13 protein-coding genes are annotated in these 15,912 nt (G+C 71.1%); 7 read left to right on the forward strand and 6 right to left on the reverse strand.

All coding sequences use genetic code 11. The features are described 5' to 3' along the window. Positions 1 to 311: 311 nt before the first annotated feature. On the forward strand, positions 312 to 1,571 hold the full coding sequence (locus SALPAC4_RS0113845) for an amidohydrolase (protein ID WP_019870833.1): 1,260 nt from the start codon (positions 312 to 314) through the stop codon (positions 1,569 to 1,571). Here the strand turns inward: SALPAC4_RS0113845 and SALPAC4_RS0113850 are convergent. Next, positions 1,528 to 2,529 carry a DUF4349 domain-containing protein gene (locus SALPAC4_RS0113850; RefSeq protein WP_027644510.1) on the reverse strand — a complete coding sequence of 334 codons (1,002 nt, stop codon included), beginning with the start codon at positions 2,527 to 2,529 and terminating at the stop codon, positions 1,528 to 1,530. The genes SALPAC4_RS0113845 and SALPAC4_RS0113850 overlap by 44 nt on opposite strands. Positions 2,530 to 2,655: 126 nt before the next feature. Between SALPAC4_RS0113850 and SALPAC4_RS0113855 the strand changes: the two genes are divergently transcribed. Both SALPAC4_RS0113855 and SALPAC4_RS0113860 read left to right on the forward strand, forming a co-directional pair. Further along, positions 2,656 to 3,285 (forward strand): MBL fold metallo-hydrolase, encoded by a 630-nt coding sequence (locus tag SALPAC4_RS0113855; protein ID WP_019870835.1) that lies wholly within the window; start codon positions 2,656 to 2,658, stop codon positions 3,283 to 3,285. 5 nt (positions 3,286 to 3,290) lie between these two features. Continuing rightward, complete coding sequence (locus SALPAC4_RS0113860; protein WP_019870836.1) at positions 3,291 to 4,217, forward strand: hypothetical protein; 927 nt, start codon at positions 3,291 to 3,293, stop codon at positions 4,215 to 4,217. 91 nt (positions 4,218 to 4,308) lie between these two features. On the opposite strand, the gene SALPAC4_RS0113865 is transcribed toward SALPAC4_RS0113860, so the two are convergent. After that, positions 4,309 to 4,764: a gamma-glutamylcyclotransferase gene (locus tag SALPAC4_RS0113865; RefSeq protein ID WP_018737796.1), complete on the reverse strand. Its 456-nt coding sequence runs from the start codon at positions 4,762 to 4,764 to the stop codon at positions 4,309 to 4,311. A 106-nt stretch (positions 4,765 to 4,870) separates the two neighbouring features. Between SALPAC4_RS0113865 and SALPAC4_RS0113870 the strand changes: the two genes are divergently transcribed. Together SALPAC4_RS0113870 and thrS are read left to right on the forward strand one after the other, a co-directional pair. Beyond that, positions 4,871 to 6,274 (forward strand): NAD(P)H-quinone dehydrogenase, encoded by a 1,404-nt coding sequence (locus SALPAC4_RS0113870; RefSeq protein ID WP_019870837.1) that lies wholly within the window; start codon positions 4,871 to 4,873, stop codon positions 6,272 to 6,274. 1,122 nt (positions 6,275 to 7,396) lie between these two features. Then, positions 7,397 to 8,614 carry a threonine--tRNA ligase gene (gene thrS, locus SALPAC4_RS0113880; RefSeq protein ID WP_019870838.1) on the forward strand — a complete coding sequence of 406 codons (1,218 nt, stop codon included), beginning with the start codon at positions 7,397 to 7,399 and terminating at the stop codon, positions 8,612 to 8,614. A gap of 109 nt (positions 8,615 to 8,723) precedes the next feature. Here thrS and SALPAC4_RS0113885 read toward each other — a convergent pair whose 3' ends face one another. The 3 genes from SALPAC4_RS0113885 to SALPAC4_RS0113895 all read right to left on the reverse strand — a co-directional run bounded on the left by SALPAC4_RS0113885 (position 8,724) and on the right by SALPAC4_RS0113895 (position 13,034). Then, positions 8,724 to 10,742, reverse strand: coding sequence for an ABC transporter ATP-binding protein (locus SALPAC4_RS0113885; protein ID WP_027644511.1), 2,019 nt, complete (start codon positions 10,740 to 10,742; stop codon positions 8,724 to 8,726). Continuing rightward, positions 10,739 to 12,472 (reverse strand): ABC transporter ATP-binding protein, encoded by a 1,734-nt coding sequence (locus SALPAC4_RS0113890; RefSeq protein WP_019870840.1) that lies wholly within the window; start codon positions 12,470 to 12,472, stop codon positions 10,739 to 10,741. The genes SALPAC4_RS0113885 and SALPAC4_RS0113890 overlap by 4 nt, the downstream gene beginning before the upstream one ends. A 115-nt stretch (positions 12,473 to 12,587) precedes the next feature. After that, positions 12,588 to 13,034, reverse strand: a complete 447-nt coding sequence (locus tag SALPAC4_RS0113895; RefSeq protein ID WP_019870841.1) for a DoxX family protein — start codon at positions 13,032 to 13,034, stop codon at positions 12,588 to 12,590. 81 nt (positions 13,035 to 13,115) lie between these two features. On the opposite strand from SALPAC4_RS0113895, the gene SALPAC4_RS26570 reads away from it, so the two are divergent. Continuing rightward, on the forward strand, positions 13,116 to 13,736 hold the full coding sequence (locus SALPAC4_RS26570) for a TetR/AcrR family transcriptional regulator (RefSeq protein ID WP_027644512.1): 621 nt from the start codon (positions 13,116 to 13,118) through the stop codon (positions 13,734 to 13,736). Here the strand turns inward: SALPAC4_RS26570 and SALPAC4_RS0113905 are convergent. Then, positions 13,654 to 14,202 carry a MarR family winged helix-turn-helix transcriptional regulator gene (locus SALPAC4_RS0113905; protein ID WP_027644513.1) on the reverse strand — a complete coding sequence of 183 codons (549 nt, stop codon included), beginning with the start codon at positions 14,200 to 14,202 and terminating at the stop codon, positions 13,654 to 13,656. The genes SALPAC4_RS26570 and SALPAC4_RS0113905 overlap by 83 nt on opposite strands. A 52-nt stretch (positions 14,203 to 14,254) precedes the next feature. Between SALPAC4_RS0113905 and SALPAC4_RS0113910 the strand changes: the two genes are divergently transcribed. Then, the gene (locus SALPAC4_RS0113910) at positions 14,255 to 15,880 is read left to right on the forward strand and encodes a DHA2 family efflux MFS transporter permease subunit (protein ID WP_019870844.1); all 1,626 of its coding nucleotides are present in this window, start codon (positions 14,255 to 14,257) and stop codon (positions 15,878 to 15,880) included. The last annotated feature ends 32 nt before the right edge of the window (positions 15,881 to 15,912 follow it).

The following is a 15,912-nucleotide window of genomic DNA, read 5'->3' on the forward strand; positions in this document are numbered from 1 at the left end:
GGTTACTAGTTGTCGGAGTGCCCGTAACAGAACGGACTAAATGCCACAATTCGGATGACGGGTCCCGAGTGTTGGGGAAATTTTCCTCACTCGTGAATCGGTTACGCGTTGTAGGAGGTGTGGGGCAGATGGCAGCGTTCAACCGCGATCTACCTGCTGTCCCGCCGATGAACGAGCGCCCCGAGCAGGGCGTACGTGACGCAGAGCGGCCCGATCGCTACCAGAACGAGGTTGCGCAGCGTCACCGTCGGAGGTCTAGGCTGGCGGCGGTTCCGGAAGATCCATCCATTTCTAGTGATCGAGAATTCGACGTGACGAGTGCGTTGACGCTGCCGAGTAATGGCCAGCTGGCGTCGTCCTGGACGGAAGCGCCCGCCGGCTCCCAGCCCTTACCCCTCGACCTGGACCAGTTCCTTGCGCTCCAGGTGTCGGGCCTGATCGCCACCCGTCGGCGGATCCACTCGCATCCGGAGCTCTCCGGCGAGGAGTTCGAAACCGCCGCTCTGATCGCCCGGGAGCTAACGGGGGCCGGGTTGCGACCCCGGCTGCTCCCCAAGGGCAACGGAGTCATCTGTGACATCGACGGTCGTCCAGACGGCCCAGTGATCGCGTTCCGGGCCGACATCGACGCGTTGCCGTTGACCGACAGCAAGGACGTGCCCTTCCGCTCCACCGTTGACGGGGTCTGTCACGCCTGCGGCCACGACGTGCACACCGCGGTCATGCTCGGCTTGGGGATGCTCCTCGCCCGCCTCGCCGAAGCGGGTGAGCTGCCGGGCCGAGTGCGCCTGATCTTCCAACCGGCCGAGGAGATCCTGCCCTGTGGGTCGCTCGAGGTGATCGAGGCCGGCGGTCTCGACGAGGTGGTGCAGATCTTCGCGCTGCACTGTGACCCGAACCTGCCGGTCGGTGAGGTCGGCCTCCGGGTCGGTCCGATCACCGCTGCCGCCGACAACGTCAGCGTTCGGTTGACCGGTCCCGGTGGGCACACTGCCCGCCCGCACCTCACCGTCGACCTGGTTGACGCCCTCGGTCGGTTGATCACCGAGGTGCCGGCTCTGGTCGCCCGGAGGGTGCCGGCCAACAGCGGGCTACTGCTGGTGTTCGGCCACGCCTCGGCCGGCACCCGTTACAACGTCATTCCGTCGGAGGCCTGCGCCTCCGGGACGCTGCGCGTGATGGATCGGGACACCTGGGCGATGGTTCCAAAGGTCGTCGCCCAGGTGGTCCAGGATGTGATCGCCCCTACCGGCGCCACCGTGGACCTGGACTATCAGCGTGGTCGACCACCGGTCAGCAATGACTCCCAGGCCATCCAGGTCCTCGCCGCCGCCACCGCCGCAGCGCTCGGGCCGGCCGGGATCGCGGAGACCCCGCAGAGCATGGGGGGTGAGGACTTCTCCTGGTACCTGGAGTACGTCCCCGGTGCCCTGGCCCGACTCGGCGTCGGCCGCTCCGGCCCGAACGTTGACCTTCACCGCGCGTCGTTCGACCCAGACGAGCGGGCCATCCCGGTCGGCGTTCGGCTCATGGTGCAGACCGCGCTCCAGGCGCTTGCGGCGGCGGGTTGACCGTGGGCGGAGCGACCCCGCCGCCGGCGGGGTCGGTCGGCCCCCTCCCGGTGCCGTCCGCGGGCGGAGCGACCAGGGCCGGCCGCGGGCGGCGGCGCAGCAACCACACCAACGCGCCCAGCGGCACACCGAGGAGGAGCAGCCACGGCAGTATCGCTCCGAGCACGGTCAGCAGGACGGTCCACGAGAACAGGAAGACCTTCCACCCGCCCTCGAGACCAGCCACGAAGCCGAACGCGGAAGCGTCGTCCTCGGTGGCGGCGTCCGGGCCGACCAGCGACACGATGACCGAGGAGAGCGCGGTCAGGTCCGCCAGCCGGCGCTGTTTCGCCTCCAACGAGGCGAGGTCGGCCTCGCGGCGCGCCAACTCGTTCTCCAGCGACACCAGATCGCTGATCGACTGTGCCTCGCCGAGCAGCCGCCGGGCGTTCTCCACCCGGGCCCGTTGCGTGGTGATCCGGGCGTCCAGGTCGATCACCGCCTCGGTGACATCCTCGGTGGAGATCTCCTGTCGCTGCCGTTTGCCGAGTTCGGCGACCTGCTCCACCACTGTGGCGAACTTCGCGGCCGGCACCCGGAGCGTCAGCTCGGCGGTGGCGTTCCCAGCCGCACTGCGTCGCTGGTCACTACCGACGAAACCACCGGCCGTGGTGGTCAGGGCGATCGCTTTGCGGGCGGCCTGCTCGACGTCGGGGACCTGCACGCGCATCGAACCGGTGTAGATGATGGCGCGCTGGTCAACCCGGAGGTCGGGCGAAGCGTCGCCCTCCTCGGCCGGCCCGTCCGGCTCGCCGGCGCCCGCCGCGGCCGCCCCGTCGCCGCCGGTGGCCGGACCGGCGTTCTCCTCGGTGCCCGCACCGCAGCCGCTGACGAGCAGGACCCCCATCAGTATCGCTACCAGTGCCGCCCCTCGGCGGCGCGCTTCACCTCGCTGCATGTCCGCTCCGATCCGTAACACTTCAACTGTTCCCACCCGGGGCGTGACCCGGACGGCAGGGACGATCGGTCAGTCGGGACGCGATGCGGCGTCCCTTCGGGCAGACTGCGCTGAGGAGGTCACGATTCGATTCTCGAGGAGTCACGAATGCGGCTGACCAAGTACACGCACTCCTGCATCCGGGTGGAGGACGAAGGCGGGGTGCTGGTCGTGGACCCCGGCGTCTACAGCGAGCGCGTCGCGCTGGACGGGGCGGACGCGGTGCTGATCACCCACGAGCACCCGGACCACGTGGACGTGGCAGCCCTGACCGAGCAGTACGACCGGGGGCCGTTCGTCCTGTACGGGCCGCCGTCGCTCGCGGCCGCGCTGGCTGACCTGGCCGCCGCGTTCGTCCCGGTCGAGGCGGGCGCGGAGTTTACCGCCGCCGGCGTCCCGGTCCGCGTCTACGGCGGTGAGCACGCTGTGATCCACCCTGACCTTCCGCAGGTGGAGAACCTGGCGTACCTGATCGACGACGTGGTCTACCACCCCGGCGACTCCTTCGTCGTGCCGCGGGACGTGCCGGTCGACACGCTGTTCCTGCCGATTCACGCGCCCTGGGCGAAGTTCTCCGAGTCGCTGGACTTCCTCCGTTCCGTCGCGCCCCGCCGGGCGTACGCGCTGCATGATGGGTTGCTCAACGATCGCGGCCTGGACGTGCTCAACAACAATTTCGCCCGCCTCTCCGACGTGGACTACCGGCGGCTCGTACCGGGCACTCTGGTGGACGCCTGAGCTGCATGCCTGGTCCGTCCCGGGAGCTGCTGCGGCAGCTCTACCGCACGCCCCCCGACCGGTTTGTGGCCGCCCGGGACCAGGCGGTGGCCGAGGCGCGGAGGGCCGGCGACGCACCTGCCGCGCGGGAGATCGCCCGGCTTCGTCGCCCCACCGTCGCGGCGTGGCTGGTGAACCTGCTCGCGTTGGAGCGACCGGAGCTCGTCGCCGACCTGGGTCAACTCGCGGAGTCACTCCGGTCGGCCCAGCGTGAGCTTCGCGGCGCGCAACTGCGGGAGCTCTCCACCCAACGGCGGGCCGTGGTCGGCGCGCTGCTCGCGGAGGTCCGCAGCCTGGCCACCGCGGTGCCCGGTGCCCCGCCGCCGGGCAAGCTTCCACTCGGTGCGGTGGAGTCGACCCTCAACGCCGCGCTCTCCGACGCCGAGGTCGCCGAGCAGGTGCGCTCCGGCCGGCTGCTCCGGGCCGCCAGCTACGCCGGCTTCGGCGAGGTGCCTCGACCGCAGCTGCGGCTGGTCACCGAGGAACCAACGCCGCCGTCCCGGGCGCCGGGTAGCGACCGCTCAGCACCCCGTGCCCGGGAGGCGGAGCGGGCCGCCCGCGCCGAGCGGGAACGGCGACGCCGGGTGTTGGAGACGGAGTTGGCGAAGGCGCGTACCGATCAGGAACGGGCCGAGGCGGAGCTGGCCGGTGCCGCGGAGGCCGAGCGGGGTGGCGTGGACGGCCTCGCCGCGATCGAGACGGAACTCGCTGAGCTGGAGCGGCAACGGGCTGTTGCCGAAGAGGAGCTGAGCCGGGCTAAGTCGACGCGGCGGGCAGCCGAACGGGCGGTCACCGTCGCGCGGCGCCGGACCGGCGAGGTTGAGGCCGCGGTTGAAGCGTTCGTTGAGGAGGAGGCCGACCCGAGTGGGGGCGGCCGACACCCAGATGTGTGATTGACGACGCACGGCGGGGCCGGCTCGTTGCCCCATCGGGGGCGATAGCAGACTGGGGATCGTGCGACATGCCCCGACAGACTGCCGGCCGTCAGGCCGACGCGGTGCCGGTGGGGCGGGAGCGCAGCCCCGTGACGTAGTCGTCCGGCGCGCCCGCCTTCTCGGCGGCGTTGGCGATTTCCGAGAGGTACCACGAGGTCGGCAGGCCACCCTCGTAACCGTCGAAGACATAGATCCATGCCGTCACATCGCCGGTCAGGGCCGACACTCGCAGGTGAAGCTTTCGGTAGGTGTCGGAGGTCACGCCCTCGATCTCGTCGAGCTGCGCCGCGTCGAACGGGTGGATGTCGTAGAGCGCCACGAAGACACGGTCCCCGGGAGACTCCACCACGGTGCTGACCGCGCCCTCCCAGCCGATCACGCCTTCACCGGCGAACGTGAGTCGCCAGCCTTCGAGCCAGCCGGTGCCCACCATCGGCGAATGCGGACAGTAGGCGCGCATCCGGGCGGGGTCGAGGTTTGAGCCGTAGGCGGCGTAATGACGCACAACGATGACGATAGCCCGGCCGGCGGGTGGGGGAGAATACGACGGTGCGTGTCGGACGCGTTCGGGAGAAGAAAGTCACTGTGAGCATGGACGGAGAGTGAGCGCTGTGAGCCGGATCGTGATCATCGGCGGGGGGCCGGCCGGTTACGAGGCGGCGTTGGTCGCCGCCCAACTGGACGCCGATGTCACCGTGGTCGAGGCAGACGGTGCCGGCGGTGCCTGTGTGCTGTCCGACTGTGTGCCGTCGAAGACCTTCATCGCCAGCTCGCAGCTGGTGACGGGGTACCGGGACACGGAGGAGTTCGGGGTCCACTCGGACGGGCTGGCGACGGTCACCGTTGACGCCCCGGCGGTGCACGCCCGGGTCAAGCGGCTCGCGCTCGCGCAGTCCGCCGACATCCACGCCAAGTTGGTCAAGGCCGGGGTGACGTTCGTGGCGGGCAGCGCCCGGCTCGGTGAGGACACGCTCGGTCACAACCACCGGGTGATCGTCACACCGGCGGACGGCGGCGCGGAGTACCGGATCGATGCCACCACCGTCCTGATCGCCACCGGCGCGACCCCGCGCCAACTCCCCACCGCCGTCCCGGACGGCGAGCGCATCCTCACCTGGCGGCAGGTGTACGACCTACCCGAGTTGCCCCGACACCTAATCGTGGTCGGCTCCGGCGTCACCGGCGCCGAGTTCGCCAGCGCCTACCTGGCAATGGGGATTGAGGTCACCCTCGTCTCCAGCCGGGACCGGGTGATGCCGCACGAGGACGCCGACGCGGCGATGGCGATCGAGCGGGTTTTCCGCAGCCGGGGAATGAGCATCCTGAACAACTCCCGGGCCAACGCCGTCCGCCGGACCGCCGACGGCGTCGAGGTCGAGCTCTCCGACGGGCGCCGGGTGCACGGTTCACACGCGCTGATCGCGGTCGGCTCCATTCCCAACACCGCCGACCTGGGGTTGGCCGAGTACGGCGTCGAGTTGGCCCGGGGCGGGTACGTCGCGGTCGACCGGGTGTCCCGGACCAACGTGCCCGGAATCTACGCGGCCGGGGACTGCACCGGGATGCTGCCGCTGGCCAGCGTTGCCGCGATGCAGGGCCGGATCGCGATGTGGCACGCGCTCGGCGAGGCGGTTCGGCCGCTGCGGCTGCGTACGGTCGCGGCGAACGTCTTCACCGACCCGGAGCTGGCCACGGTCGGCGTCTCCCAGGATGAGGTGGACGCGGGGAAGGTGCCGGCCCGGCAGGTCATGCTGCCGCTCGCCGGCAACGCCCGGGCGAAGATGGACGAGGTCCCCGACGGCTTCGTCAAACTCTTCTGCCGGCCCGCCAGCGGCCAGGTGATCGGTGGCGTGGTGGTCGCCCCGAAGGCCAGCGAGCTGATCCTGCCGATCACGATGGCGGTGGAGAACCATCTGACGGTCAACGAGCTGGCGCAGACCATCACTATCTACCCCTCGCTCTCCGGCTCCGTCACCGAGGCCGCCCGGCAGTTGATGCTGCACGAGCCGGAGTGACGGGCCCGATCGCCCAACGGCAACCGGGCGTTCCTGCGGGTGTCTAGGCTGCCCACTGGACCGTCACTGACGACGGCCAGGGCGGCGGGGAGAGTCAATGATCAACGTGCTGCTCGAGTACGTCTGATTCACATCCCAACGCCAAAGCCCCGACTCGCCAGGGTCGGGGCTTTGGCATGCAACGAGGCCGGTGCGGTAGGTGCGGTCTGGCTTGTCCGGATCGGCCGGGACGTCGCTGCAGCGAAATGCCGCGGGACCTTGATCTGAGGGTGGTCCTACGTGCGGTGCCTGGCCGACCTGCTCAGCCGTGAACGGGCACGCCTGGGCACCCGGGCAGGCGGCCGGGCGGGCATCCGGGCAGGCGGCCGTGCGTCGTCCCGCCGGGGCCAGGCGGTGCTGTACCGCCCGCTGTCGAGTTGCCCTCATGGATGGGGCGCGGGAATCCCCCGCGCCCGCCCAGCAGCCCGCCGTTGCCTGGCCTACGCCGAAACTGCGCCGGCCGCCCCTGGTCACCGCCGAAGAACCGCGCCGGCCGTGTTTGTGCCGGCGGAGCCGGTGCGTCCAAGTTGGTCGACTCGTGGCGGCACACCCGCCTCGATCGACACTTCGTTCGATTCCGGCTGATAGCACCTGCTCGCGGCGGCCCGAGTCGAGCCTTGGTGTCGGTCCCGCCGGTGGGGCAGCTCGACAGCAAACGTAACGCTGGCACCCTAGCGGCCATCAGCATTGACACCCATTAGCACCAATCGATGCTGCTTCGGTGTGCCCCTCCTCATCCGCGTCGCCGTCAATCCGTGCCGCCGACGCACCAACCTTTCGGGGCATCGCCGGCCACCATCTCGGGGTGCTCATTGGGTGCCTTCCGCTCGTTCGCGGGCTCGACGGTGAGGTTGGCGGTGGACCATCGCGACCGGAGGTGGGCCAAATTCGGGTGCGGGACCGGCACTGCTCACCGTAGCCTCGCCCCATGCATGCTGCGGTAGGGAACACGACGCCGGGGAACCCCGGCGCACCGCACTGACTTCACCGTCAACCGAGGACCCGGGGCGAACCGCCCCGGGGCCTCGGTTGCGTTCCGGGTGCCGATCGCTCCGAGCGCCGTACCCGAATCAGGAGCGCGACATGATCGACCACCGTAGGCTCGGCCGCGAGTTGGGCCTGTTCACCTCCGACCCGCTCGCCGGCGCGGGGCTGCCGCTCTGGCTGCCGGCCGGGGCGGCGGCCCGGCACGCCGTTGAGGAGTACCTCCGGGATCTTGAACGCCAGGCCGGCTACCAGCACGTTGTCACCCCGCCCCTTGGCCGGCGGGAACTCTTCGAACGCTCCGGGCATCTGGGCCACTTCGCCGAGGAGATGTTCCCACCGATGCGGCTGTCGGCCGACGATGAGCTCCTGCTCCGCCCGGCGCTCTGCCCGCACCACGCGTTGGTCTACCGGTGCCGGGGACGATCCTGGCGGGACCTGCCGCTGCGGATCGCCGAGCTGGGTGGGATGTACCGGGCCGAGCGCTCCGGTGTGCTGGGCGGGCTGGCCCGGGTACGGGCGATCTCGCTCAACGACGCCCACAACTTCTGCACCCTGGAGCAGGTCGGGGCGGAGGTGGCGGAGATCCTTCGGCTGATCCGCGCGGCACACGCGGCACTCGGCGTACGGCCGGCGGGTTTCCGGCTGTCGTTGCGGGGTCCGGGTCAGCGCTACGTTGGCGCGGAGGGCGACTGGGCGTGGGCCGAGGAGTTGCTCCGCGCCGCGCTCGACGGGGTGGAGTACACCGAGGATGTCGGTGCGGCGGCCTTCTACGGACCGAAGATCGACATCCAGGTGTTGGACGCCGCCGGTCGGGAGTGGACGCTCTCCACCATCCAACTCGACTTCGACAAGCCGGAGCGGTTCGATCTGTCGTACGTCGACTCCGGTGGTGCCCGGCGCCGGCCGGTGCTGGTGCACCGCAGCCTCGTCGGGAGCATGGAGCGGCTGTTCAGCTACCTAATCGAGGTGCACGAGGGAGCTTTCCCCGTCTGGTACGCGCCGGTTCAGTTGGTGGTCCTGCCGGTCGCGGCCGAGCAGGACGGCGCGGCTGACGAGTTCGTCGCCGCGGCGCGGGCGGCCGGACTGCGGGCCGAGGTGGACCGGAGCGGCTCGCTGGGCGGGCGGATCCGCGACGCGGCGCAGGCCCGAATCCCGTACGCCGCGGTGGTCGGCCCGCGGGAGGCCGCTGCCGGACGGGTGTCGCTGCGGCTGCGGGACGGCCAGCACCTGGCCCCGCTGCCCGTCGCCGAGGCCCTCGCGCTGGTTGCCCGGGTCGTCGCGACCCGCTCGCCGGAGCTCCTTCCGCCGGACTGAGCGGCACGCCGAGGACCGCCGGCGACCCGGGTGATCCGGGTTGCCGGCGGGGGCACGGCTTTCGTGCGGGAGGCGATCTTCCGCGGTCCCCCCGGTGTCCCTCCGCCGGCTACGAAGCTGAGATCGGCTCGGATTCGGTCCGCCGGCCCGGGGCGAACTGGGAGCGGTGCAGGCCGGCGTACGGGCCGTCGGCCGCGATCAGCTCGTCGTGGGTGCCCTGTTCGACGATGCGCCCGTCCACCATCATCAGGATCAGGTCGGCGTCGCGGATGGTGGAGAGCCGGTGTGCGATCACGAAGCTGGTGCGGTCGGAGCGCAGCGCCGCCATGGCCCGTTGGAGTAGCACCTCGGTCCGGGTGTCCACGGAGCTGGTGGCCTCATCGAGGATCAGCAGCGACGGCTCGGCGAGGAAGGCGCGGGCGATGGTGATGAGCTGCCGTTCGCCAGCGCTGATGTTGCTCCCCTCCTCGTCGATCACGGTGTCGTAGCCATCGGGCAGGCTGCGTACGAAGCGGTCCACGAAGGTCGCCCGGGCCGCCGTCAGGATCTCCTCCTCGGTGGCGTCGGGTCGGCCGTAGGCGATGTTCTCCCGGATCGTGCCGGTGAACAGCCAGGTGTCCTGGAGCACCATGCCGATGCGGCCGCGTAGGTCGTCCCGGCGCAGCCCGGTGATGTCCACTCCGTCGAGGGTGATCCGGCCGCCGGTCAGCTCGTAGAAGCGCAACACCAGGTTGACCAGCGTGGTCTTGCCGGCCCCGGTCGGCCCAACAATCGCCACCGTCTGGCCGGGCTCAGCGGTCAGCGACAGGTCCTCGATCAACGGCTCGTCCGGGGTGTACCGGAAGGAGACGTGCTCGAACGCGACCCGTCCGCGGGGTGTGGTCAGTCGGGCCGGGGTGGCCGGTTCCGGAGTCTGCTCCTCGGCGTCGAGCACCGCGAAGACCCGCTCGGCGGAGGCGACCCCGGACTGGAGCAGGTTCGTCATCGCGGCGAGCTGGGTGAGCGGTTGGGTGAACTGGCGGGAGTACTGGATGAAGGCCTGCACGTCACCGAGGGTCATCGTGCCCGAGGCCACCCGGAGCCCGCCGACCACGGCGATCGCCACGTAACTCAGGTTCCCGATGAACATCATCGCCGGCATGATGATTCCGGAGATGAACTGCGCCCCGAAGCTGGCCCGGAACAGCTCCTCGTTCTTGGCCGCGAAGGAGGTTTGCACGGCCCGCTGCCGGCCGAAGACCTTGACCAGCTCGTGGCCGGTGAAGGCCTCCTCGATCTGGCCGTTGAGCTCAGCGGTGTGCGTCCACTGGGCGACGAACCTCGGCTGGGACCGCTTCGCGATCTGCTGGGTGACGAGGACCGACAGGGGCACCCCCACCAGTGCGATCAGCGCCAACAGCGGCGAGATCCAGAACATCATGGCGAGCACCCCGACCACGGTGAGTAGCGCGGTGAGTAGTTGGCTCAGGGTCTGCTGCAGGCTGGTCGAGATGTTGTCGATGTCGTTGGTGACCCGGCTGAGCAGCTCGCCCCGGGGCTGTCGGTCGAAGTAGGGCAGGGGCAGCCGGTTCAGCTTGGCCGCCACGTCCTCGCGCAGCCGGTGCACCGTCCGCTGCACGATTCCGGCGAGTAGCCAACCCTGCCCCCAGATGAGCAGGGACGCCGCGATATAGAGGGCGAGGGCCAGCAGCAGCACCCGGGCCAGCGCGGCCGAGTCGATCCCGGCGCCGGGAACCACGCCCATCCGGGTGATGATGTCGGCGAAGCTGTCGTTGCCCGCCGCGCGGGCCGCCGCGGCGGCGGCCTCCGTCGTCGTGCCGGGTTCGAGTTGTCTCCCCAACACCCCGGCGAAGATCAGGTCGGTGGCGTGGCCGAGCACTCTCGGGCCGACCACGTTCAGGCCGACACCGAGCACCGTCAGGGCGATCACCCCGATCAGGGGGAGGCGGTGCGGGCGGAGCCGTCCGAGGAGGCGCCGAGCCGACGGCCCGAAGGACATCGACCGTTCGGCGGGCATGCCGGGCCCCGGCCAGGAGGGTCCGCTGCCGCGTTGGCCGCCGTTTGGTAGCCGCTGGGGCGTGGGCTCCTCGCCGGGTGGGTTCTTCTTCGGTACGGCCGGAGCACTCACGCCGTCACCCCCGTGCTCTGCTGAGATGCGACGATCTCCGCGTACGTGGGGCAGGTCGTCAGCAATTCGGCGTGCCGGCCGATCCCCACGACGCCCCCGTCCTCCAGCACCACGATCCGGTCGGCGTCTGCCACGGTGGCGACCCGCTGCGCCACGACCACCACCGCCGCGTCGGCGGTGACCGGGCGCAGCGCCGCCCGTAGCCGCGCGTCGGTGCCGAGGTCAAGGGCGGAGAAGGAGTCGTCGAAGAGGTAGATCTCTGGTCGGCGGACCAGCGCCCGGGCGATGGCCAGCCGCTGCCGTTGCCCGCCGGAGAGGTTGGTGCCACCCTGCGCTACCGGCGCGTCCAGCCCGTCCGGCAGCGCGGCGACGAAGTCGCGGGCCTGTGCCACCTCCAGCGCCGCCCAGAGCTCGGCCTCGGCCGCGTCCGGGTTGCCGTGTCGCAGGTTGCTGGCGACCGTGCCGGTGAACAGGTACGGGCGCTGGGGCACCAGGCCGATCCGCTGCCACAGCGCCTCCGGTGCGAGCTCCTGGACGTTGACCCCGTCCACCAGCACCGCACCGGAGGTGACGTCGATCAGTCGTGGGATCAGGGCGAGCAGGGTGCTCTTGCCGGCGCCGGTGCTGCCGATGATCGCGGTGGTTGTGCCCGGGGCCACCCGGAACGACACGTCCCGCAGCACCGGTTCGGCCGCACCGGGGTACTGGAACCGCACCTGGCGCAGCTCCACCTCGGCCCGGCCCGGCGGTGCGGTGACCGGCTCCGCTGGGGGCGCGACCGAGGTCTCGGTCGCCAGCACCTCGCTGACCCGCTCGGCGCAGACCGCCGCTCTCGGCACCATCATCAGCATGAACGTGGCCATCATGACCGCCATCAGGATCTGCATCAGGTACTGGAGGAAGGCGGTGAGGGAGCCGACCTCGATGGCGCCGGCGTCGACCCGTCCGGCACCGAACCAGAGCACCGCGACGCTGGAGACGTTGAGGACCAGCATCACGATCGGGAAGATCAGTGCGGCCAGTCGGCCGGTCTGCAGGGCGGTCGCGGTCAGATCGGTGTTGGCGGCGGCGAAGCGCCGGGTCTCGTCCGGTTCCCGGACGAACGCCCGCACCACCCGGATGCCGGTGATCTGCTCGCGGAGGACCCGGTTGACGGTGTCGATGCGGGTCTGCATGAGTCGGAATCCGGGCACCATCCGCCGGATCACCTGGCCCAGACCGAGCGCCAGGACGGGGACACAGACCAGCAGCAGCCAGGAGAGCCCGAGGTCCTCGCGGAGCGCCATCACCACCCCGCCGACGCTCATGATCGGCGCGGCGACCAGCATCGTGCAGCTCATCAGCACCAGCATCTGCACCTGCTGCACGTCGTTGGTGTTGCGAGTGATCAGTGATGGTGCGCCGAAGTGGGCGACCTCCCGGGCGGAGAAGGTGTTGACGTGGGCGAAGAGCGCCGCCCGGACATCCCGGCCGTACGCCATCGCGGTGCGGGCGCCGAGGTAGACGGCGGCGACCGAGCAGACGATCTGTACCAGGCTGACGACGAGCATCCAGGCCCCGGTGCGCAGGATGAAGCCGGTGTCGCCGCGGGCCACCCCGAGGTCGATGATGTCGGCGTTGAGGCTCGGCAGGTAGAGCGAGGCGATGGTGCCGACGAACTGGAGGGCGACCACGGCCGCCAGGGGGCGGTGGTAGGGGCGTAGGTAGGTGCGAAGCAGTTGGATCAGCACGCCGGCTCTCCGTGGGGCTCGCCTCGGTCGGCCCGGGCGGTCAGAATGACCAGCGCCCGAGTGGCGCGTCCTGGCGGGGGGTTGCGGTCACCCGGGCAGGTTAGTGGTCGGATCGTCAGGTGCCAACCGAAATGGCGACGGCGGTGGCGACGAAGACTCCCTGCATGGCGGTACGAGCGGCCAGCGGGGTGACGGGCCGGCCGGCCAGGGTGAGCTTGCGCCGTGCTCCGGACACGTTCGCCGGGAACATCGCCAGCATCAGGACGGCCAGCCCGGCGGCGGCCCACCGAGCGGTGGGGGGAGCCAGGAGCGCCGCCGCGCCGAGTAGCTCCAGCCCCCCGGTGAGGGTGACCAGGAACCTGGGGTGGGGGAGTCGTGGTGGCACCAGCGCAACCAGGTCGGCCCGGCGTCGTGGGCTGAAGTGCGCCAGGCCGGTGACCGTGAGCATCAGGGCGAGCCCAATCCGCAGCGCAAGGTGCCAGCCGTCGAGTGCACCCACGCCGGCCAGACCGGCCAGTCGGGCCAACCCGGTGCCGGCCACCAGTGTGATCAGTGGAACCATCGGAACCTCCAAGCCGGATCTTGTCGGTGGCAAGACTGCCCCCGTCGGCATATCTTGTCAATGGCAAGATATGCTTCCCGGATGACCGGTGCACGTGGCTACCATCACGGCGATCTTCGGCGGGTCTTGCTCACCGCCGCCGTGGTGGCGATCGAGGAGTCCGGGCCCGCCGCCCTGAGCCTGCGGGACCTCGCCCGCCGAGCCGGCGTGTCGCATGCGGCGCCCGCCCATCACTTCGGCGACAAGCCGGGGCTGCTGACCGCGCTCGCGGTCGAGGGCTTCGACCTGCTCGCCGCGGCCCTGCAGACCGGCGACAGCCTGCTCGAGATGGGGGTGGCCTACGTGGACTTCGCCGTGCGGCGTCGGGCCCACTTCGAGGTGATGTACCGCCCCGACCTCTACCGCGTTGACGCGCCGGAGGTGGTGGCGGCCCGAGGGCGATCGCGCGCGGTCCTGCGCTCGGCAGTGGCGGACCTGCCGCCGGGGCCGGGCGCGGTGGGCGGCGTCGCCGGGGACGCGCTCGCCGCCTGGTCCATCGTGCATGGCTTCGCCACCCTGTGGAACGCGGGCGCCCTGCCGGACGAGGCGGGGGATGATCCGCGGGCGGCCGCACGCGTCGTCATTCGTCGGCTGTTCGGATCCCGCGTTGACGCGCGAGGTCGGGCGGCTCCTCCTGCGCGGTCACCACGTACTCCCGCATAACCTCGGCCACCTCCCGCAGGAAGGTGGCCGTGGCGGCTGCCTGCTCCGGCGTGAGCCGGTCGACCGCCTGCTCGATGCCGGCCAGCATTGGCCGCAGTGCCACCGACACCTCGTCGTACCCCCGGTCGGTGACCTGCAGCGCCACCCGGCGACGATCCTGTGGATGCGGCGTGCGTGCCAGGTGACCGGCGCGCACCAGCCGATCCACCAGCGCGGTGGCCGAGGCGGACCGGATGCCGAGGCGGTTGCCCAACTCCACCGGGCCGAGTGGGTCCGGGCTGGCGGCGAGGTGGTCGATGGCGGCGGCGTCGGTGACCCCGATCCCGAGCCGGTGGGCCAGCGCCCCCCGGGTGCTGCTGGCAGCCCGGATCACCTCGCGCAGGGCCCGGGCGGTTCGGCTGGTCGAGGGCGCTTCGCTGTATGGCCCGCGACGCGAGCCGGCGGTAGTTGACGCGGCGCTGTCCACGGGACGAAGCTAGCAGCTCAGGTAGCTAGATAAACTAGCGATCGGAGCGAATATGCCGGAGCAGGGACGTGGCCGCTGGTGGGGGCTGCTCGCCATCAGCCTCGGAGTCGCCACGATCATCGTCGACGTGACGATCGTCAACGTCGCCGTCCCGGCGATCATCGCCGACCTCGGCGTCAGCTCCGCCGGGGCGCAGTGGGTCCAGGAGGCCTACACCCTCGTCTTCGCCGCCCTGCTCCTGGTCGCCGGCCGCTTCGCTGACCGCGCCGGCCGGCGACGAATGTTCGTCGTCGGTGTGCTGGTCTTCGTCGTCGCAAGCCTGCTCGCCGCGTCCGCCGGCTCCGGTGCGGAGCTGATCGGGGCGCGGGTGCTCCAAGGGCTCGGCGGCGCGATGATGCTGCCCACCTCGCTGTCCCTGCTGAACGCGAACTTCGCCGGCCGAGAGCGGGCGATCGCCTTCGCGGTCTGGGGCTCCACCATCGGCGGGGCCGCCGCGCTCGGCCCGCTGCTCGGCGGCTGGCTCACCACCGAGCTCTCCTGGCGGTGGGCATTCGGCATCAACCTCCCGATCGGCCTGCTGGTCGTCACCGCCACGCTCGCGTTGGTCCCCGAGTCCCGCGACGACCGGGTCGAGCGTGGCATCGACCTGATCGGGGCGCTGCTGTCGGTGCTCGGCATGACCGGCGTCGTCTTCGCCCTCATTGAGGGGCGCACGTATGGCTGGTGGGGGTTGGCGAAGCCGGTCAATATCTTCGGCCTGGACTGGCCCGCCGCGATCTCCCCGGTGCCGGTCGTCGGGCTGACCGGCCTGGCCACCCTTGCCCTTCTGGTCACCCACCAGATGCGCCGTAACCGAATCGGTCGGCCAGCGCTGGTCGACCTGTCGCTGTTTCGGATCGGCTCCTTCCGGACCGGCGTCACCGCCGCCGCGATCGTCAGCCTGGGCGAGTTCGGTCTCCTCTTCGCGCTCCCGCTCTGGTACCAGAACGTGCTCGGCTACAGCGCCTTCCACACCGGCCTGGCGCTGCTGCCCCTCGCCGTCGGGAGCTTCCTCTCCAGTGCCCTCGGAGCGCTTCTCGTCAAACGTTGGGGTGCCACCCGCGTGGTACAGCTCGGCGTAGCCGCGGAGATCGCCGGCATCGCCGGACTCGGCCTCGTGGTCGCCCCCGACACCCGCTGGTGGGCTCCGCTCGGCCTGCTCTTCGTCTACGGCGTCGGCGTCGGCCTGGCCACCGCCCAACTCACCGGGGTGTCGCTGCGCGAGGTGCCGGTCCGGCGCAGCGGCCAGGGGGCCGGGGTGCAGAGCACCGCGCGGCAGGTCGGATCCGCCCTCGGCATCGCCGTGCTCGGCACGGTCCTCTTCGCCGGGCTCAGCGGGCTTCTCGGCGCGCGCCTCGCTGATCGGTCCGAGCTTGATTCCGCCCAGCGTGACCAGGTGGTGACCGAGGTTCGGGAGAGCGGCGGCGCGGCGATCGCCGGGCTCGCCGCCGACCCCCGTACCGCCCCGATCGCCGAGGAGGCGAAGGCCGCCTTCGCCGACGCCACCCGGTACGCCGCCTTCACCGCCACCGGCTTCCTGCTCATCGGGCTGATCGCCTGTGCCCGGCTGCCCCGGGACCGTCCCGGGGCAGCGGAGCCGGCGCCGACGCCACAGCCGGCGGCCAGTCCGGCCAACTAGCCGTGGTGGGCTGCCGGCCCCGAGTGGTCGAG

Source organism: Salinispora oceanensis (genome assembly GCF_000383575.1).
GTDB lineage: Bacteria > Actinomycetota > Actinomycetes > Mycobacteriales > Micromonosporaceae > Micromonospora > Micromonospora oceanensis.